The organism is Clostridium sp. 1001271st1 H5, from assembly GCF_005845215.1.
Classification (GTDB): domain Bacteria; phylum Bacillota; class Clostridia; order Lachnospirales; family Lachnospiraceae; genus Enterocloster.
Window position 1 is genome coordinate 126,889 of the sequence record NZ_SPHO01000015.1, and the last position, 19,354, is coordinate 146,242.

Genomic DNA, 19,354 nt, shown 5'->3' on the forward strand with positions numbered 1-19,354 from the left:
CCATGAGTCAAATTTAATTGGTAACAAATTTCAGTCCCTGACACAAGCTCCCCTATTTACCCATACAGAATTTTGCAAATATCTCATTTACAACATCATCGTCCACTGCCTCCCCGATAATGAATCCCAGCTGTTCATAGGCATTCATCAGGTCAATGGAATAAAAATCCTCCGGCATGTTGTCCTCAACGCTTCCCTTTACCATGTTAAGGCTCTCAAGGCACTGCTCCAAAGCCTCCTTGTGGCGCGCATTGGTAATATAAACCTGGTCATTGAAAGACAGCTCACCGTGATAAAACAGCTTCTTGATTTCCTGCTCCAGAAGTTCGATACCCTGTTCTTCCTTTGCTGATACGGGAATCACCTTATGGCCGCAGAGCTGTTCCAGTTCCTCTGTGCCCACTTCCAAATCCAAATCCGATTTATTCAGCAGCACAATGGATTTCCTGCCCTGGATGAAATCCATGATTTCCCTGTCGCTTTCATCCAGGGGCCTGGAACCATCCACCACATAAATAATCAAATCAGCGTCCCTGGCTGCCTTTAACGCCCGGTCCACACCTATTTTCTCCACCACGTCCTCTGTATCCCTGATTCCGGCCGTATCCACCACATTAAGACTGATTCCCTGAAGATATATATGCTCCTCCAGAGTATCCCTGGTAGTACCTGCAATCTCCGTGACAATAGCCCTCTCCTCCCCTAAAAGCACATTCATGAGGGAGGATTTGCCTGCATTGGGCTTGCCCAGTATGACTGTCTTTATTCCCTCAGACATGACCCTGCCGTCATCCGCCGACAGAAGCAGCTTTCTCACTTCCCCTATCATGGGTTCCAGGGAATCCATCAGCTGTTTCCCGTATCCGTCCAGGGATATATGTTCCGGGTCATCCAGGGCTGATTCGATAAACGCAATCTGATACAGAATCCGGCTGCGCAGCTCCTTAATCTTATTTGACACTGAACCGCTCAGCTGGCTCACAGAGCTTTTAAGCGCATATTCATTGGTTGCATGAATTACATCTGCAACTGCCTCGGCCTGGGACAAATCCAGCCTGCCGTTCAGGAAAGCCCTCTTGGTAAACTCTCCCGGATCAGCTGTCCTGGCGCCCGCATGAAGGACGGTTTCCAGAATCCTTCTGACCATCAGGACGCCCCCATGGCAGTCAATCTCCACCGTATCCTCAGCCGTATAGCTGTGGGGTCCCTTCATGATAATGACCAGGGCCTCATCCACCTTATCATCCCCGTCATATATATACCCGTAATGGACGGTATGGGACCGGGATAGGCTCAGCCTTACCCTCTCCCCTTTTTTGTTCCGGAAAATGGAATCAATAATAAAAAATGCTTCCTCACCGCTGATTCGCACAATTCCGATTCCTGAGTTGCTCATGCCTGTGGCTATGGCCGCAATCGTATCTGTCTTCATAGGCTCTCCTCACAATAGAGCAAAAAGGCCGTCGCTTCAGCAACAGCCTCTTAACCTGTTTCATTACCACCTGCATCCAATCATGGTTGGACAGGCTTATTCCTCTTCACCGGCAGCTGTCTCAGCAGACGCATCAACAGATGTCTGTGATGAACCATTTCCATTGTTCCGGCGGTTGCTTCTGTAACCTCCGGAACGGTCGGAACGCTCAGAGCGGTCATAACGTCCGCCCTTATTTCTGTCGTAACGTCCCTTTCTCTCACCGCCGGAAGCTTCCTTCTTAAGTGCAATCACCACATGGCGGAACGGTTCTTCCCCCTCGCTTCTGGTGGTCACATATTTATCATTCTGAAGGGCAGCATGAATGATTCTTCTCTCATAAGGATTCATAGGTTCAAGAGACACCGGCCTCTTGGTCCTCTTAACCTTATAAGCAATATTCTTAGCCAGGGTCTCCAGGGTTTCCTTCCTTCTCTCACGGTAATTCTCAGTGTCCAGTTTAACCCTGAGATATCCTTCCGTTCCCTTGTTCACAATAAGGCTTACCAGATACTGAAGAGAATCCAGGGTCTGGCCTCTCTTGCCAATAAGGATGCCCATGTCCTCGCCTTCCAGGTTTAAGGACAGTTCCTGCTCCTCCTGGTTATATGCAGCCGTAATGTTCACTTGCATATTCATTGCCCCAAAAATCTGGGACAGGAAATCCATTGCCTTATCCTCAACGGACTCTTTTTTCTTAGCACGAATAATGGCAGGTTTTGCGCCGATACCAAGGAATCCTGTACTTCCTTTATCAACTACCTCATATTCCAGTTTGTCGCTGGTGGTTTCAAGTTCGATTAACGCCTTTGTAACTGCTTCGTCCACTGTCTTGGCAGTAACTGTAATCATATCCATACAAAACCCTCCTACTTTTTACCCTTCTCATGCTTCTCATTATACTTGGAAACCATGTTAGCCTTAGCCGCCAGACTTCCGGGCTTGGCATTATCATTATAGTACTTGGTAGACTCCTCAACAATGGTCTTTGTCTTAGCAATCTTAGCCATCTGGGCCTGTTCTGCCTTTTCTTCCTTTGCCTCAATCTTCTTGAGCATCTCATCTACATTGCCCACTTTTGTAGGAGGAAGGCCTTTCTTTGCGCGCTTCTTGTTGGTTTTTTCAATGTTCTTCTGAACCAGGTCGTCAATATTAACCTTATTAAGGTAAGAATTGATTCCCACCTGCTGGATGATGGTGAACACACTCTGTGCAACCCAGTAAAGTCCGATACCGGATGCAAATGAGAAACAGAAGAATACGGACATCAAAGGCATGGTCACATTCATGCTCTTCATCATATTGGCGCCAGGAGCCTCTTCAGACTGCTGGGGCTGGTTGGCTGTCATCAGCTTGGTGCTGTACCACTGGCTTAAGCCGGCCAGCAGCGGAATACACAGTGCAGCGAATGCAGTCATCAGGGTGGTGTCGTCTACCTTATTAAAATAATTCATGATAACCTGCAGCGGCGTGTATGCAATGTTCAGGCCAAAGAAATTCTGCATGTTCTCAATGGCATCCACCACTCTTACGCCTGTCTCCGTAACAGCCTGTCCCACGGAGGAAAAGGCATTGACCAGAGAATCCCACTGCTGCCCTGTAAGCTTATATAATAAATCAATGACTGTGTTTACATTGGTATAGTCAAATCTCTCACCCACCATTTTGTGGGCCTGTGCCAGGTCCGTAAATGCCTGAGCCGACTCATATCCGCTGGGAAGCTTGCTTACCACTGCTTCATAATATCCCCTTACGGACTGTACATATGCAGGAATATTGTAGATAACGCGGTACAATGCGAAAATAATAGGCATCTGAATCAGAAGAGGGAGGCACCCGCCTGTCATGGATGTGCCGTACTTCTCATAAACCGCCTTGATTTCAGTCTGCATCATCATGGCGTACTTCTGGTCATTTTCCTTGCCCTTGTACTTTTTCTGGATGGCCGTTATCTCAGGCTGCATAACCGCCATGAGTTTCGATGATTTCTGCTGCTTGATGGTAAGAGGTATCATCAGCACCTTGGTTACAAGGGTAAATAAAATGATACATAAACCAATATTTAATATCCCGAAGGTACTGGTAAAACGGAACAACAGGTCCATAATCCACCCCAGGATATCAGCTATTGGCCCAAGAATACCTCCTGTTTTTGTCAATACTACTGCGCCAGCTATACTGTTCAATACGCTACCTCCTTTGATTTACGGAACTGGATCATAACCGCCTTCTGCAAATGGGTGACACCGGAGTATCCTCTTGCAGGCCAACCATGTACCTTTTAACGCACCATACTTCTGTAATGCTTCAATGGCGTATTGAGAGCATGTAGGTGTGTAAATGCAGTGAGTTCTTACTTTAAGAGGCGACAGAAACTTCTGGTATCCTCTTACCAACAAAATCAGATATCTTGCCATAATCACTTCACTTCGATTCTTTTAAAATGTGATGCAGTCCGCACAGGTGCAGGTAAGCACCCTCCAAATGTTTGTAATCCGATTGTCCGGCAGCAACTCTTGCTACCAGGATGATGTTTAACCCAGTCTTTATCCTATTATTGTTTAAACGGAAAATCTCTCTTAAAAGCCTTGTTATATGATGGCGGACAACACTGTTGCCCACTTTTTTGCTCACAGAAATGCCAATGCGGTTTTCATCTTCCCCGTTTTCCATAATATACATCACCAGCAGTCTGTTTGCATAGGAAGTTCCATTCCTGTAAATCACCTGGAACTCACTGTTCTTCTTAACGGAAGGAAATCGTTTCATCCGAAACTCCTTACAATCAGGTTGTCAAAACACTTCCCGTTATCCGGGAAGGTAAGAAAAGAAAAGGCCACATGTTGCTGTGGCCCGTAGTTCTTTTGCTTTAAGCTTGAAACAATTAAGCAGATAATCTTGCTCTACCTTTAGCTCTTCTGGCAGCAATAACTTTTCTACCGCCTGTAGTCTTCATTCTTGCTCTAAAGCCATGAACTTTCGCTCTCTGTCTCTTCTTAGGCTGAAATGTCATCTTCATATCCGGGCACCTCCTATCAAAATTATGTGGCAATGTGAAAACACACATTTAGACTAGTATAATTAAACATCTTCTCAATTATATAGAAGAAATCCGCCTTCGTCAAGCGGATTTTCTCAAAAAATCAACAAAAAAACAGCAAAAAAGGACAGCCTCAGGGGCTGTCCCAACAAAATGTGTGCATTGCAAAACTACATTACTATATTTAGTGTGAATTCCTGCCGGCCACCAGCCTATGGCCTGCTGTCAGATGTTATCTTCAGCAGAATTCCGGCCACAGCCGTCACAATGATTCCGGCCACCAGGGCCTCAGGCACTCCCTGCATACCGATGATGCCCAGGATTACCCCGTATACCCACTTGGCTGTCCAGCTGGCTGCGGATGCATACTTATCTCCAAACAAAAGATAGATAAGATTCATAACAAGAAGGGTATTGGTCAGGGATCCGGCCACGCCTGCCGCAAACAATGCGGTCCCCTGCTTATTCCTCTTGTTCCCAAGCATCCGTATGAACATACGGTACACATAATAGGCCACGACCCCAATCAGTATTCTCGGGACCAGGCAGATGAACAGACTTCCCAAATTTCCGTGAAACTGCCCCATGGTAACAAAGGGCGAAAACACAAAGGATGTGGGATTTGGCATAAAGGTATTCTTCCACAAACTGGTCAGGCCGAATGTCAACCCCAGAAATGCCCCATATTTCGGTCCCAGTATAATGGCTCCGATAATCACGGGGATATGAACGGTGGTCGCATTCATGAATCCAAGCGGAATATACCCTAAGAATGGCACAAAGGCCATGATTACGATAATGGCTGCAATAACTGCCGCCAATACCAGGTCACGGGTTTTGGTTAAAGTATTCATTTTTTCCTCCTGCTACTGTTCTTATGAAAAAGATACAATGCAATGCTACAACGTAATTATAAGTAAAAAAGACCTCAGCGTCAATGTTTCAGGTTCATGTTTCCCTTTCTATGCAAGGACATTTTCACATTAGCCCCCAGATTTACATAACATTATCCACAAAATGTGGATAAGTTGTGGATAAGTATGGGATACTCACTGTTTTTTCCCCAGGCCTATCTAAAAAAACCAGAATTTATTAGTATTTCCACCATGTGTAAAACTCCGGTTAACTTTTTCACGATTTTTGTGGACAAATGGCCTGTCCACAGGGCTTACACAGATCTTCCACTCACAATACACAAAGTTATCCACAATATTTTACACTTGTCATTGAAAAAATTTTTACTTTAGTATACAATAGATTTAGATTGGGCAATTCTGCAATACAGTTTTAGGAGACAAAAAATGATCGAAAAAATCAAAGAAAACTGGGACAAAATCTTACTTACTTTAAAAGAAGAACACGAAATATCCAATATCTCCTACAGTACCTGGCTGGAACCCTTAAAGCCGCACTCTTTTAAAGACAACAAAGTAACCATCATTGTTCCCGAACAGACCTTTTTACAATATGTAAACAAAAAATATGGATTTTTATTAAAGGTAACCATCTCGGAATTCCTTGAAAAGGAATGCGAGGTGGATTTCAAAGTTAAGGAGCAAATCGAGGAGGCGGAGGAACCGTCCTCCCCCCAGCTGATTAAGAACAACAAGGCTTTAGTGAGTCCCGATGTCATACAGAGCGCGAACTTAAATCCCAAGTATACCTTTGATACCTTTGTTGTAGGCGGAAATAACAACCTGGCCCATGCTGCCGCCCTGGCTGTGGCTGAATCCCCAGGTGAGATTTACAACCCTCTTTTTATTTACGGAGGCGTGGGACTTGGCAAAACCCATCTGATGCATGCCATCGCCCACTTCATATTAAAGAACAACGCCAAATCCAAGATATTGTACGTCACCTCTGAGACCTTTACCAATGAGCTGATTGACGCCATCCGTAATAAGAACAACATAACCACCACGGAATTCAGGGAAAAATACAGGAACAACGATGTCCTGCTCATTGACGATATCCAGTTCATCATAGGTAAGGAAAGCACCCAGGAGGAATTTTTCCATACCTTCAACACATTATATGAATCAAAGAAGCAGATTATCATATCCTCAGATAAGCCGCCAAAAGAAATTGAGACACTGGAAGAACGGCTCCGCTCCCGTTTCGAATGGGGCCTGACCGTGGACATCCAATCTCCTGATTATGAGACAAGAATGGCAATCCTGCGCAAAAAGGAGGAGATGGAGGGATATAATATAGATAACGAGGTAATCAAATACATCGCTACCAACATTAAATCCAACATCCGTGAGCTGGAGGGAGCCCTGACAAAAATCGTTGCATTATCAAGGCTCAACAAATGCGACATCACCCTGGAGCTGGCCGAGGAAGCCTTAAAGGACATCATTTCCCCCAATGCCCAGAGGGAAGTGACCCCTGACCTGATAATCCAGGTCGTTTCCGACCACTTTGGTCTGACCCCACTGGATATTTCATCCCAGAAACGCAATAAGGAAATCGTATACCCAAGGCAGATTGTCATGTACCTGTGCAGGGATATGACGGCCACCCCACTCCAGACCATTGGACGGTATCTTGGAGGAAGGGACCATACCACCATCATACACGGCGCTGAAAAGATTACCGGGGACATGGCAAAGGACGATACTTTAAGGAATACCATAGAGATATTGAAAAAGAAGATTAATCCACAATAGGAAGTGGAATCCATGTGGACGGGCTGTTGATAACTGATCGTTTCTGAAGGACCTGTGAATGACTTTTAACCATCTGTGGATAAACTTTAAGTTTTCCCTGAGAAAAGTGGATGGTTTCCACAGCCCGTTCCACAGGTACTTGTCCTTAATTATCAAGGGCTTCAGACAGTTTTGCACAAACCCACAGCCCCTACTACGGTTTCTACGAAAATTATCTATATCTTCACTCACAGATGACACACCGGGCACACAATTACTCTGAAAGGAAGTTATCAACATTATGAAGTTAAGATTTCAAAAAGACGCCATTGTTAATGGAATTAATATTGTAATGAAAGCAGTACCTTCCAAGACCACCATGTCCATTCTGGAATGCATACTCATTGACGCCAGTACAAACGAAATCAAGCTTACAGGCAATGATATGGAGCTGGGAATTGAGACAAGGGTTGAGGGAGACATACTGGAACACGGAAAGATTGCACTGGATGCAAAGCTTTTCTCTGAAATCACCAGAAGGCTTTCCAGTGAAAATGCATCCGTTACCATTGAATCAGATGATAAGTTCAACACCACCATACGCTGTGAGAACTCTGTATTTAATATCCAGGGACGCGACGGAGAAGAGTTTGCCTATCTTCCCTATATAGAAAAGGATAAATATATCTGCCTGTCCCAGTTTACCTTAAAGGAGGTCATCCAGCAGACCATATTCTCCATTTCACCTAACGACAGCAATAAGATGATGGCCGGAGAGCTGTTTGAGGTCAATGAAAACCAGCTGAAGGTGGTGTCCCTAGACGGACACAGAATCTCCATCCGTAAGGTCCGCTTAAAGGACCACTATGAGGACACCAAGGTTATTGTACCGGGTAAGACCTTAAGCGAGGTCAGCAAAATTTTGGGCGGCGACAATGAGAAAGAGGTTCTGATTTACTTCAGCACCAACCACATCCTCTTTGAATTTGACAATACAATCGTTGTGTCCCGTCTGATTGAAGGGGAATATTTCAGAATCAGCCAGATGCTTTCCAGTGATTATGAGACAAAGGTATCGGTAAACAAGAAGGAATTCCTGGACTGTATTGAGCGCGCCACCATCCTGATACGCGAAAACGACAAGAAACCGCTGATTATCAATATTGGCGATAATTCCATGGAACTGAAGCTGAACTCCAGTTTTGGATCCATGAACGCAGATTTGATGATTCACAAAACCGGTAAGGACATCATGATTGGATTCAATCCCAAGTTCCTCATCGATGCACTGCGTGTCATTGATGACGAGGAAATCAATATTTATATGATGAATCCAAAGTCCCCATGCTTTATCAAGGACGAGGAGGAAAATTATATTTATCTGATTCTTCCTGTTAATTTTAATGCTGCTACTGTCTAGCAGGATGTCTAAGAGAGGAAAAGTATGGAAATAATAAAACTGAGGGAAGACTATATCAAGCTGGGCCAGGCGCTGAAGGCGGCTGGCCTGGCGGAATCAGGCGTAGATGCCAAGTATGCTATTGAGGACGGCCTTGTATCGGTAAACGGCGAGACTGCTCATCAGCGCGGGAAAAAACTGGTGGACGGCGATGTGGTCACCTATAACGGTGAAACCATTAAAATCACTAAGTAACAGACTGGTAGGGAAATCCATGATTATTGAATCCATAGAACTGAAAAATTACCGCAACTACAATGAACTACATATGGAGTTTAATCAGGGAACCAATATACTCTATGGGGATAATGCCCAGGGAAAAACCAATATCCTGGAGGCAGTGTATGTGTGCTGCACGTCCAAATCACATAAAAGCGCCAAGGACAGGGATATCATCCGGTTCAATCAGGATGAATCCCATATTAAATTGCAGATAAGGAAAAACAATGTACCTTACCGCATTGACATGCATCTGAAAAAGAACAAGCCAAAGGGCATTGCCATCAATGGGGTTCCCATACGCAGGGCCAGCGAGCTGTTCGGCATTGCCAATGTGGTATTCTTCTCGCCGGAGGATTTGAATATTATAAAAAACGGGCCTTCTGAGAGGAGACGGTTCATTGACATGGAACTGTGCCAGCTGAATAAACTCTATGTCCATTCCCTTGTGCAGTACAACAAGGTCCTTCTTCAGCGGAACAAGCTGTTAAAGGAACTGTTTTTCAGGCCTGAATACGAGGAAACCCTGGATGTCTGGGATATGCAGCTGGTAAATTACGGGCGTGAGGTAATTAAGTTCCGAAGGGAATTTATTAAGCAGCTGAATGAAATCATGCACGCCATCCACCTGAGTCTGACAGGGGACAGGGAGGATATATCCATTTCCTATGAACCCTACACCCAGGAGGACCAGATGGAGGATGTCCTTAAGAGGAACCGTGCCCAGGACATGAAACAGAAGACCACATTGTCGGGACCTCACAGGGACGACATTAGCTTTATTGTTAATGGTATTGATATACGCAGGTTCGGATCCCAGGGTCAGCAGCGCACAGCAGCCCTGTCACTTAAGCTGTCAGAGCTTCAGCTGGTCAAGCAATTAAGCCATGACGACCCAATCCTGCTATTAGATGATGTGTTATCAGAGCTTGACAGCAGCAGGCAGAATCATCTGCTGTCGGCCATCAAACATATACAGACCATGATTACCTGCACGGGTCTGGACGATTTTGTCAACAACAGGTTCCAGATAGATAAGGTATTCAAGGTAATTGACGGGACTGTCATCAACGAGAATTAATGCCGTACTAGAAAGAAAGGATGATTATATAACATGGGAGAGCAATACGGAGCAGACCAGATTCAGATTTTGGAAGGACTGGAGGCGGTCAGAAAGCGGCCTGGTATGTATATAGGCAGCACATCAGCCAGAGGTCTCCATCATCTGGTGTATGAGATTGTAGATAATGCGGTAGATGAAGCATTGGCGGGATATTGTGATTCCATCGATGTGACCATCAACGAGGACAATTCCATCACAGTGGTGGACGACGGCCGCGGTATTCCGGTAGATATCCAGAAAAAGGCGGGCCTTCCTGCCGTGGAAGTTGTATTCACCATCCTCCATGCAGGCGGTAAGTTCGGCAACGGCGGATATAAGGTGTCCGGCGGTCTTCATGGCGTTGGTGCTTCCGTTGTCAATGCTTTGTCTGAATGGCTGGAGGTGCAGGTATATAAAAATGGAAATATTTACCAGCAGCGTTACGAGAGGGGAAAGGTAACATACCCCTTAAAAATTGTGGGAAAATGCGGACCGGAACAGCATGGAACCAAGGTTACATTCCTGCCTGACAAGGAGATATTCGAGGAAACAGTCTATGATTACGACACGCTGAAAATCCGGCTCAGGGAAACTGCGTTCCTGACCAAGAACCTGAGGATTACCCTTAAGGACGACAGGGAAGAAAAGAAGGAAAAGACATTCCACTATGAGGGCGGTATCAAGGAATTCGTCACATACCTGAATAAGGGCAAGACACCTCTTTACGAGCAGGTTATTTACTGCGAGGGAACCAAGGAAGGCGTGTATGTGGAAGTATCCATGCAGCACAATGATTCCTATACAGAGAATATCTATACATTTGTAAACAACATCAATACGCCTGAGGGCGGCACCCATCTCACCGGTTTCAAGAACGCCCTGACCAAGACCTTCAACGATTATGCCAGGGAAAACAAGCTCCTAAAGGACAGCGAGGATAACTTGTCCGGTGAGGATATACGCGAGGGCCTGACAGCCATTATCAGTGTTAAAATCGAGGATCCCCAGTTTGAGGGGCAGACAAAACAGAAGCTGGGCAACAGCGAGGCCCGTGCGGCAGTGGACAATATTGTCAGTGAGCAGCTGACCTATTTCCTGGAGCAGAATCCGGCTGTGGCCAAGTCCATGTGCGAGAAATCCATACTGGCACAGAGGGCCAGGGCAGCTGCCAGGAAGGCCAGGGATTTGACGCGCCGTAAATCCGCTCTTGACGGCATGGCTCTTCCGGGAAAGCTGGCTGACTGTTCCGACAAAAATCCGGAGAACTGCGAGATTTACATTGTAGAGGGTGATTCCGCCGGCGGTTCTGCGAAGACAGCCCGTTCCCGTGCAACCCAGGCCATCCTTCCCCTGCGCGGTAAGATTCTTAACGTGGAGAAGGCCAGGATGGACCGTATCTACGGCAATGCTGAAATCAAGGCCATGATAACTGCATTTGGAACAGGTATCCATGATGATTTCGATATATCCAGGCTGCGCTACCACAAAATCATCATCATGACGGATGCCGATGTGGACGGCGCTCATATCAGCACCCTTCTTCTGACATTTATTTACAGATTCATGCCGGAACTGATTAAGCAGGGATATGTATACCTGGCCCAGCCGCCGCTTTATAAGGTGGAGAAGAACAAGAGGGTGTGGTATGCGTACAGCGATGAGGAGCTGAATTCCATCCTCATGGAGATTGGCCGGGACAACAGTAATAAAATCCAGCGTTACAAAGGTCTGGGAGAGATGGATGCGGAGCAGCTGTGGGAGACAACCATGGACCCGGAACGCAGGATTCTTCTGCGTGTCACCATGGACGAGGAAACCACGTCAGAAGTAGATTTGACCTTCACCACCCTTATGGGCGACCAGGTAGAGCCAAGAAGGGAATTCATTGAGGCCAATGCAAAAAAGGTGAAGAACTTAGATATCTGATTTTAGACTGCAAACATAAAGGAGATTGAATATGGAACCAAATGTATTTGACAAGGTTCATGAAGTAGACCTTAAAAAAACCATGGAACAGTCCTATATCGACTATGCCATGAGTGTTATCAGCGCCAGGGCCCTGCCTGATGTCAGGGACGGTCTTAAGCCCGTACAGAGGCGTGTGCTTTATTCCATGATTGAGCTGAATAACGGTCCGGATAAGCCTCATCGTAAGTGCGCCCGTATCGTCGGTGATACAATGGGTAAGTACCATCCCCATGGAGACAGCTCCATTTACGGCGCGCTGGTTAACATGGCGCAGGAGTGGTCCACCCGATATCCTCTGGTGGACGGACACGGAAACTTTGGTTCTGTGGACGGAGACGGCGCTGCAGCCATGCGTTACACAGAGGCCCGCTTAAGTAAGATTTCCATGGAAATGCTGGCAGATATCAATAAAGATACCGTGGACTTCGTACCCAACTTTGATGAGACAGAGAGAGAACCCCTTGTACTTCCTTCCAGATACCCCAACCTTCTGGTGAACGGTACATCCGGTATTGCCGTTGGTATGGCCACCAATATACCGCCCCACAACCTGAGGGAAATCATCGGAGCAGTGGTGAAGATGATTGATAACAGGGTGGAGGAGGACCGGGAAACCTCCCTGGAAGAAATCATGGAGATAGTGAAGGGGCCTGACTTCCCCACCGGAGCCACCATTCTGGGAAGAAGGGGAATTGAGGAAGCCTACCGAACAGGCCGCGCCAAAATAAAGGTGCGCGCAGTGACCAACATAGAAACCATGGCCAACGGAAAGTCCAGAATCATTGTGACGGAACTTCCCTACATGGTAAACAAGGCCCGTCTCATTGAGAAAATCGCAGATTTGGTCAAGGAAAAGAAAATTGACGGCATCACCTATATCGGAGATGAATCCAACCGTGAAGGCATGCGTATAAACATAGAGCTGCGCAGGGATGTAAATGCCAATGTAATCCTGAACCAGCTGCTAAAGCATACCCAGCTGCAGGATACCTTCGGCGTTATTATGCTGGCCCTGATTAACAACCAGCCAAGGGTGCTGAACCTGCACCAGATGCTGGAGGAGTACTTAAAGCATCAGGAAGAGGTCGTTACCAGAAGGACACAGTATGATTTAAACAAGGCGGAAGAAAGGGCCCACATATTAAAGGGTCTGCTCATTGCCCTGGACCATATTGATGAGGTTATCCGCATTATCCGCGGGTCAGCCAATGTGGCTGACGCCAAGAACCAGTTGATGGAGCGCTTCGGACTTTCCGATGTCCAGTCACAGGCTATTGTGGATATGAGGCTCCGCGCTCTTACGGGGTTGGAACGTGAGAAGCTGGAAAATGAATTCAGGGAACTGCAGGCAAAGATTGAGGAGTTAAAAGCTATTCTTGCAGATGAGAAGAAGCTGCTTACTGTTATCCGGGATGAAATTATGATTATCTCGGATAAATACGGCGATGACCGCCGCACAGCCATTGGATATGACGATGATATGTCCATGGAGGATTTGATTCCGGACGAGGACACCATCATTGCCATGACCCATCTGGGGTACATCAAGCGTATGGATGTGGATAATTTCAGAAGCCAGAACCGCGGAGGCAAGGGCATCAAGGGGATGCAGACCATTGAGGAGGATTATATCGAGGACCTGCTCATGACCACCAACCATCACTATATGATGTTCTTTACCAATACCGGCCGGGTATACCGTCTGAAGGCGTACGAGATACCTGAAGCAGGGCGCACGGCCAGGGGAACGGCTATCATAAACCTACTGCAGCTGATGCCGGAGGAGAAGATTACGGCCATCATTCCCATGCGTGAATTCAACGATGACAAATATCTGTTCATGGCTACCAGGAACGGCATGGTCAAGAAGACGCCTATGGTGGAGTATGAGCATGTGCGCAAAAACGGTCTGCAGGCCATTGTGCTCCGGGACGGCGATGAGCTGATAGAGGTAAAGGCAACGGATAATACCCAGGATATTCTTCTTGTCACACGAAAGGGCATGTGTATCCGCTTCAATGAGACAGATGTAAGGGTGACCGGCCGTGTGTCCATGGGCGTCATCGGAATGCGGTTTGAGGATGACGATGAGGTCATTGGAATGCAGATGCAGAGCCAGGGAGACAGCCTTCTGGTGGTTTCCGAGAACGGTATGGGCAAGCGCACCATGATTTCGGAATTCAGTGCCCAGAACAGGGGCGGAAAGGGTGTCATCTGCTATAAGTGTACGGATAAGACCGGCTATCTGGTAGGGGCCAAGCTGGTAAATGACGGCAGGGAAATCATGATAATAACAACAGAGGGCATCATTATCCGCATGACTGTTGACGATATATCCGTGATTGGGCGCAACACCTCCGGCGTCAAGCTTATGAGCATTGACCAGGAATCCGACATCAAGGTGGCAAGTATAGCCAAGGTAAGGGAAAGTGTTACCAAGGACAGCAATGTATACGATGAAGAGTATTACGAGGAAGAGAACGGGGATTCTGAGGAAGAAAGCGAAGCAGAAACAGATTCAGATGAAACGGTTTAAGATTCAGTTCCATGAAAAGGCTGTCAGTCACGACAGCCTTTTTATGAAATAGTTATTGCGTTTCTGTTCCCTTACCTGGTTACGGACAAAAGAGGAGAACCGAACAATATGGTTATGTGGTCATTGGCAGCAGAGTTATTAGGACTTATTATTCACATTATACTCATTTTATACCATTACGAACGGCGGCTGGTGTCCAGCAACAGGCGGAAAATCTATCAGGTATGCCTGTGGATTTCTGTTGCAACCATACTTTTGAATATTGTCTGCGTACATATGGTTACACATCCGTTTACGGTTTCCCGGGGGATGAATGTGCTGTTTAACAGCCTGTATTTTATTTTATGCGTACTAACCTGTTCGGTTATGGCAGTCTATATGTTCGCCCTCACATTGGAGCATGTATATAATAAGCATTGCCTGAGGATGGCAGGCGGCATTGTACTTATTCTAAATATTATATTTCTGGGAATCGTACTATGGAACCTTAAAAGCGGCGTGCTGTTTTACTTCGGTGAAAACCGGATATACAGAAGGGGCCCATTAAACAGGGTTGGCTATCTGGTTATGGCCATTGAGATGCTCATGCTGGTGGTGTGCTATATGCGCAACCGCCGCAGTGTCAGCAGGCCGGTGGTCCGCTTAATCCGCACCATGCCCGTGATTGCGGCTATCTGTATTGTGTTCCAGCATATATATAAGGACCTTCAGTTAAACGGCATGTTCATGGCCATTGTCAATATGGTTATATTTATCAGCTTCCAGACCAGGCGAAGCGAGGTGGACAGCCTTACCTTTATCGGAAACAGGAACTGCTTTTTTGAGGAGATATCCCTTAGAATGGCCAGCAGGCAGTATTTTCAGGTGGTGCTTGTATGCCTGAAGCAGTTCTCACTGATTAATGAGAAATTCAGCTATAAAAAGGGGGATGAGTTTTTATACCGCATTGCCGGGGAGCTGGACCATATTCTGCCGGGGGCAAAGGCATTCCGGTTTGGAAATGTGGAGTTTGCAGTGCTTCTTCCCTATGGCACGGAAGAAGAGACCCTTTGCAGCCTTAAAAGGATACAGGAACGTTTTGAGGACAAATGGGAGCTGGGAGAGCTGGGCAGTTATATCCAGGCGTATTTTACAGATGTGGTATACAACGGCCAGGGATGGAGCGCCACCCAAATCATGGAGTACCTGGAATCCGGCATCCATTATGCCAAAAGGGAGCCGGGAGGAATGAGGCGGTTTGATGCAGAACTGCTGGAGCAGTTAAACAGAAGAAAGCGGATTCTGGATATCATGGAGACATCCATCCGGCAAAGGCGATTTAAGGTATGGTACCAGCCTGTTTTTAACCTGAAAACAAACAGGTTCTCATCAGCCGAAGCTCTGCTGCGCCTCAGGGACTATGACGGCGAACCGGTATCTCCGGCTGAATTCATACCCCTGGCGGAAGAAACAGGTCTGATTGACGACCTGAGCTGGATTGTGCTGGAGGAAGTCTGTATGCTTCTTGGACATATGTCCGGCCAAATAGATTCCATTTCCATCAATCTCTCCATGCAGCAGTTTGAGGACCGCAATCTTTCCGGTAGAATCAATGCGTGTCTGAAACGGTCCGGTCTTAGCCCGGATAAACTGAAGATTGAGGTTACGGAACGGGTCCTGCTGCAGGATATGGATTATATGAGAATGATAATGGAGGAAATGACAGGGGAAGGCTTTGGTTTTTATCTGGATGATTTCGGCACCGGATACTCCAATATATCCTGCGCCCTGTCTCTTCCCTTTGAGTATATCAAACTGGACAGAAGTCTTTTGGTGCGTCTGCCTGGGGACACCAAGGTCCAGGTATTCGTGCGGAGCATGATAGAGACATTCCATGCAATGGGACAGAAAATCGTGGCAGAAGGCGTGGAAAAAGAGGAACAGATAGAAATATTAAGGCAGTTCGGCGTGGACTGTGTTCAGGGGTATTATTACGGAAGGCCCATGCCGGAAGATGAATTTAAGGATATTATAGCAAAAGGATGGGAGGAGCAAAGGAAATGAGGGAGATATCCGCAGCAGCCATAACAGAAGCAGTAAGAGATATGTGTATGGAGGCCAATTATGGACTGGCCCCGGACATGAGGAAGGTATTTGAAAAGGCAGTGGAGGAGGAGGAGTCCCCTCTGGGCCGTCAGGTTCTGGGACAGCTCAAGGAGAATCTGAGAATCGCGGGAGAGGACAGCATTCCCATCTGTCAGGATACCGGTATGGCCGTGGTGTTCATGAAAATAGGCCAGGATGTACATATAACAGGGGGAAGGCTGGCAGATGCTGTCAATGAGGGGGTGCGTCAGGGATATGAACAGGGATATCTGCGCAAATCCGTTGTTGGGGACCCCATAGAGCGGATGAATACAAAGGACAATACGCCGGCTGTGATTCATTATGAAATTGTGGACGGGGAACAGATGGATATCACAGTGGCTCCCAAGGGATTTGGAAGTGAGAATATGAGCCGGGTTTTTATGTTAAAACCGGCAGACGGCCTGGAAGGGGTAAAGGCATCCATTCTACAGGCTGTGAGAGACGCTGGTCCCAATGCCTGTCCGCCCATGGTGGTGGGAGTGGGCATAGGGGGGACCTTTGAAAAATGTGCAGAGATGGCAAAACACGCCCTGACCAGGAATATAGAGGATAAGCCCGCAAAGCAGTGGGTCAGGGAGCTGGAGGAAGATATGCTAAACAGAATCAACCAGTCAGGCATAGGACCGGGGGGACTGGGAGGGAGGATTACTGCCCTTGCCGTGAACGTTGAGACCTTTGCCACCCATATTGCCGGTCTTCCCCTTGCCGTGAACATATGCTGCCATGTAAACCGCCATGCCCGCCGAATACTGTAAATAGAGAAAGGAGTCCTGTTCTGATGAACCGACATATGAATGTACCAATGACAAAAGAGGAAGCTGCTTCCTTAAAAGCAGGAGATTATGTATATCTTACAGGGACCATTTACACGGCCAGGGATGCGGCCCATAAACGGATGGATGAGGCGCTTGACCGAGGGGAGACACTGCCGTTTGACATAGACGGAAATATCATATATTACATGGGTCCGTCCCCTGCCAGGGAGGGAAGGCCCATTGGCTCTGCCGGTCCTACCACGGCCAGCCGCATGGATAAGTATACGCCCCGGCTGCTGGATTTGGGCATGGGAGCCATGATAGGAAAGGGAAAGAGAAGTAAGGAGGTCATGGATGCCATTGTGCGCAGCGGTGCTGTTTATTTTGCCGCTGTGGGAGGTGCTGGAGCCATTCTGTCCAAATGTATCCTGTCGTCTGAATTGGTTGCATATGAGGATTTGGGCACAGAGGCAGTCCGCAGGCTGACTATCCGGGATTTTCCGGTGGTGGTGGTGGCGGATGCTTTTGGTAATAATCTATATGAAACAGCAGTAAAGGAATTTTGTACTCTGTAGTGAGGGGATATGAAGCGGATTATATATATGGTACTCATGAATCTTTTCCATGCTCCTGTGTGGTTCTTCACCATTGCCCGGATGGCCAGGGAGGAGGACACAAGGACAGCCGCTGAGAAGTATGGGTATATATCGGAGATGGTAAAAAGGATAAACAAAAGGGGAAGGGTTACGGTCACGGCTTCGGGAACAGAGCACATTCCGTCTCAGGATGGATTCATACTGTTTCCCAACCATCAGGGGCTGTTTGATATGCTTGCCCTGTTTTCAACATGCCCAAGGCCGCTGTCCGTTGTAATAAAGAAGGAGGCGTCCAACTGGGTTCTGGTAAAGCAGGTACTGGGGGCTACCAGAAGCCTTGCCATGGACAGGGATGATATAAAAGACCAGGTGCGCATCATAACTGAAGTTACCAGACTGGTAAAGGCAGGCCGCAACTTTGTCATATTTGCAGAAGGACACCGGAGCCGCAAGGGAAATGAGATACTGGATTTCAAAAGCGGTACATTTAAGAGTGCAGTAAAAGCAGGGTGCCCTATTGTGCCCGTAGCCCTGATTAATTCCTTCCGGCCCTTTGATATGAACTCATTAAAGAGGGAGGAAGTACAGGTTCGCTATATGGAGCCAATCCTGCCTGATCAATATATGGGAATGAAAACCTCAGAAATAGCACATCTTGTACATGACCGGATTCAGGAAGAAATAAATAAAAATCTCTCCCAAAATGGCTTGACAAGCTAAAGTCTATTTAGTATAATGGTCAATGCGTCTGAGGGCAAGCATGTCCAAAGAAGCAATCATATGGAAAATATCAATTCGGAGAAATACTCAAGAGGCCGAAGAGGCGCCCCTGCTAAGGGTGTAGGTCGGGAAACCGGCGCGAGGGTTCAAATCCCTCTTTCTCCGCTCCATTTTCCAAATGATTATTTTTTTCACTCTTGTTAAAAAGATGAAAAAAAGTTTTAAAAAGTTGTTGACAATAAACGACAGTCGTGGTATAGTTAATACCCGCTGGAGAAAACAACAACAGCGGTTGATGATTGGAAAAGGCCTGCGGGCTGAAAACAAAAATCAAAAAAATAAAAAAAGTTGTTGACAAACACTTGCAACTGTGATAAGATATAAAAGTTGCTGCTGAACAAGCCGACAACAAAGAACCTTGATAATTGAAGATTAGACAGTATGTAAAACCCTGAAAATTCTAAAAACAAAAGGTCTGGTTTAGACCTTTGGATTTGAGAAAATTCAGAACAAAACCAAGTAATGAAGGTTAAAGATAACTAGCCAAGCTAAGTAGTCTGAAACCTGGAATCAACTTTTAAACATGAGAGTTTGATCCTGGCTCAGGATGAACGCTGGCGGCGTGCCTAACACATGCAAGTCGAACGAAGCAATTAAGAGGAAGTTTTCGGATGGAATCTTGATTGACTGAGTGGCGGACGGGTGAGTAA

The 19,354-nt window shown here is 46.7% G+C and carries 17 protein-coding genes, 1 tRNA gene, 1 rRNA gene and 1 pseudogene; 13 read left to right on the forward strand and 7 right to left on the reverse strand.

The genetic code is table 11. From position 1 onward, the window contains the following. Positions 1-52: 52 nt before the first annotated feature. From mnmE to FGS84_RS21190, 7 genes and pseudogenes are all read right to left on the reverse strand, one after another. On the reverse strand, positions 53-1,432 hold the full coding sequence (gene mnmE, locus FGS84_RS21160) for a tRNA uridine-5-carboxymethylaminomethyl(34) synthesis GTPase MnmE (protein ID WP_138310311.1): 1,380 nt from the start codon (positions 1,430-1,432) through the stop codon (positions 53-55). 273 nt (positions 1,433-1,705) lie between these two features. Beyond that, positions 1,706-2,329, reverse strand: a pseudogene (gene jag, locus FGS84_RS21165) (RNA-binding cell elongation regulator Jag/EloR); the annotation flags it as partial. 11 nt (positions 2,330-2,340) lie between these two features. Next, complete coding sequence (locus tag FGS84_RS21170) at positions 2,341-3,657, reverse strand: YidC/Oxa1 family membrane protein insertase (RefSeq protein ID WP_138310313.1); 1,317 nt, start codon at positions 3,655-3,657, stop codon at positions 2,341-2,343. An 18-nt stretch (positions 3,658-3,675) separates the two neighbouring features. Beyond that, positions 3,676-3,888, reverse strand: coding sequence for a membrane protein insertion efficiency factor YidD (yidD, locus tag FGS84_RS21175; RefSeq protein WP_138310314.1), 213 nt, complete (start codon positions 3,886-3,888; stop codon positions 3,676-3,678). 7 nt (positions 3,889-3,895) lie between these two features. Next, complete coding sequence (gene rnpA, locus FGS84_RS21180; RefSeq protein ID WP_138310315.1) at positions 3,896-4,240, reverse strand: ribonuclease P protein component; 345 nt, start codon at positions 4,238-4,240, stop codon at positions 3,896-3,898. A gap of 115 nt (positions 4,241-4,355) precedes the next feature. Beyond that, a complete protein-coding gene (rpmH, locus tag FGS84_RS21185) occupies positions 4,356-4,490 on the reverse strand; it encodes a 50S ribosomal protein L34 (RefSeq protein WP_138310316.1) in 135 nt (44 codons plus the stop codon). Positions 4,491-4,723: 233 nt separating this feature from the next. Beyond that, the gene (locus FGS84_RS21190; RefSeq protein WP_138310317.1) at positions 4,724-5,365 is read right to left on the reverse strand and encodes an ECF transporter S component; all 642 of its coding nucleotides are present in this window, start codon (positions 5,363-5,365) and stop codon (positions 4,724-4,726) included. 447 nt (positions 5,366-5,812) lie between these two features. On the opposite strand from FGS84_RS21190, the gene dnaA reads away from it, so the two are divergent. The 13 genes from dnaA to FGS84_RS21250 all read left to right on the forward strand — a co-directional run. Beyond that, positions 5,813-7,183, forward strand: coding sequence for a chromosomal replication initiator protein DnaA (gene dnaA / locus FGS84_RS21195; protein ID WP_138310318.1), 1,371 nt, complete (start codon positions 5,813-5,815; stop codon positions 7,181-7,183). A 280-nt stretch (positions 7,184-7,463) separates the two neighbouring features. Continuing rightward, on the forward strand, positions 7,464-8,582 hold the full coding sequence (gene dnaN, locus FGS84_RS21200; RefSeq protein WP_138310319.1) for a DNA polymerase III subunit beta: 1,119 nt from the start codon (positions 7,464-7,466) through the stop codon (positions 8,580-8,582). Positions 8,583-8,606: 24 nt separating this feature from the next. After that, complete coding sequence (locus FGS84_RS21205) at positions 8,607-8,816, forward strand: RNA-binding S4 domain-containing protein (RefSeq protein WP_138310320.1); 210 nt, start codon at positions 8,607-8,609, stop codon at positions 8,814-8,816. A gap of 19 nt (positions 8,817-8,835) precedes the next feature. Further along, complete coding sequence (gene recF / locus FGS84_RS21210) at positions 8,836-9,921, forward strand: DNA replication/repair protein RecF (RefSeq protein ID WP_138310321.1); 1,086 nt, start codon at positions 8,836-8,838, stop codon at positions 9,919-9,921. Between the two features lie 33 nt (positions 9,922-9,954). After that, positions 9,955-11,868 carry a DNA topoisomerase (ATP-hydrolyzing) subunit B gene (gyrB, locus tag FGS84_RS21215; RefSeq protein WP_138310322.1) on the forward strand — a complete coding sequence of 638 codons (1,914 nt, stop codon included), beginning with the start codon at positions 9,955-9,957 and terminating at the stop codon, positions 11,866-11,868. A gap of 31 nt (positions 11,869-11,899) precedes the next feature. Further along, on the forward strand, positions 11,900-14,446 hold the full coding sequence (gyrA, locus tag FGS84_RS21220) for a DNA gyrase subunit A (protein ID WP_138310323.1): 2,547 nt from the start codon (positions 11,900-11,902) through the stop codon (positions 14,444-14,446). 108 nt (positions 14,447-14,554) lie between these two features. After that, complete coding sequence (locus FGS84_RS21225; protein ID WP_138310324.1) at positions 14,555-16,489, forward strand: GGDEF domain-containing phosphodiesterase; 1,935 nt, start codon at positions 14,555-14,557, stop codon at positions 16,487-16,489. Then, complete coding sequence (locus FGS84_RS21230) at positions 16,486-17,328, forward strand: fumarate hydratase (RefSeq protein WP_138310325.1); 843 nt, start codon at positions 16,486-16,488, stop codon at positions 17,326-17,328. Before FGS84_RS21225 ends, FGS84_RS21230 begins: the two co-directional genes overlap by 4 nt. Positions 17,329-17,351: 23 nt before the next feature. Then, on the forward strand, positions 17,352-17,903 hold the full coding sequence (locus tag FGS84_RS21235; protein WP_171042687.1) for a Fe-S-containing hydro-lyase: 552 nt from the start codon (positions 17,352-17,354) through the stop codon (positions 17,901-17,903). Between the two features lie 9 nt (positions 17,904-17,912). Further along, on the forward strand, positions 17,913-18,644 hold the full coding sequence (locus FGS84_RS21240) for a lysophospholipid acyltransferase family protein (protein WP_138310327.1): 732 nt from the start codon (positions 17,913-17,915) through the stop codon (positions 18,642-18,644). Positions 18,645-18,721: 77 nt separating this feature from the next. Then, positions 18,722-18,809 (forward strand) — tRNA-Ser (locus tag FGS84_RS21245). A gap of 43 nt (positions 18,810-18,852) precedes the next feature. Beyond that, on the forward strand, positions 18,853-18,999 hold the full coding sequence (locus tag FGS84_RS31250; protein WP_207671135.1) for a hypothetical protein: 147 nt from the start codon (positions 18,853-18,855) through the stop codon (positions 18,997-18,999). Between the two features lie 224 nt (positions 19,000-19,223). Continuing rightward, positions 19,224-19,354, forward strand: a 16S ribosomal RNA gene (locus tag FGS84_RS21250); the annotation flags it as partial.

Coding starts and splice junctions, on each gene's coding strand:
- mnmE (WP_138310311.1), bottom strand. CDS start 1,432: ATGAAGACAGATACGATTGCGGCCATAGCCACAGGCATGAGCAACTCA.
- yidD (WP_138310314.1), bottom strand. CDS start 3,888: ATGGCAAGATATCTGATTTTGTTGGTAAGAGGATACCAGAAGTTTCTG.
- rnpA (WP_138310315.1), bottom strand. CDS start 4,240: ATGAAACGATTTCCTTCCGTTAAGAAGAACAGTGAGTTCCAGGTGATT.
- rpmH (WP_138310316.1), bottom strand. CDS start 4,490: ATGAAGATGACATTTCAGCCTAAGAAGAGACAGAGAGCGAAAGTTCAT.
- FGS84_RS21190 (WP_138310317.1), bottom strand. CDS start 5,365: ATGAATACTTTAACCAAAACCCGTGACCTGGTATTGGCGGCAGTTATT.
- dnaA (WP_138310318.1), top strand. CDS start 5,813: ATGATCGAAAAAATCAAAGAAAACTGGGACAAAATCTTACTTACTTTA.
- dnaN (WP_138310319.1), top strand. CDS start 7,464: ATGAAGTTAAGATTTCAAAAAGACGCCATTGTTAATGGAATTAATATT.
- FGS84_RS21205 (WP_138310320.1), top strand. CDS start 8,607: ATGGAAATAATAAAACTGAGGGAAGACTATATCAAGCTGGGCCAGGCG.
- recF (WP_138310321.1), top strand. CDS start 8,836: ATGATTATTGAATCCATAGAACTGAAAAATTACCGCAACTACAATGAA.
- gyrB (WP_138310322.1), top strand. CDS start 9,955: ATGGGAGAGCAATACGGAGCAGACCAGATTCAGATTTTGGAAGGACTG.
- gyrA (WP_138310323.1), top strand. CDS start 11,900: ATGGAACCAAATGTATTTGACAAGGTTCATGAAGTAGACCTTAAAAAA.
- FGS84_RS21225 (WP_138310324.1), top strand. CDS start 14,555: ATGGTTATGTGGTCATTGGCAGCAGAGTTATTAGGACTTATTATTCAC.
- FGS84_RS21230 (WP_138310325.1), top strand. CDS start 16,486: ATGAGGGAGATATCCGCAGCAGCCATAACAGAAGCAGTAAGAGATATG.
- FGS84_RS21235 (WP_171042687.1), top strand. CDS start 17,352: ATGAACCGACATATGAATGTACCAATGACAAAAGAGGAAGCTGCTTCC.
- FGS84_RS21240 (WP_138310327.1), top strand. CDS start 17,913: ATGAAGCGGATTATATATATGGTACTCATGAATCTTTTCCATGCTCCT.
- FGS84_RS31250 (WP_207671135.1), top strand. CDS start 18,853: ATGAAAAAAAGTTTTAAAAAGTTGTTGACAATAAACGACAGTCGTGGT.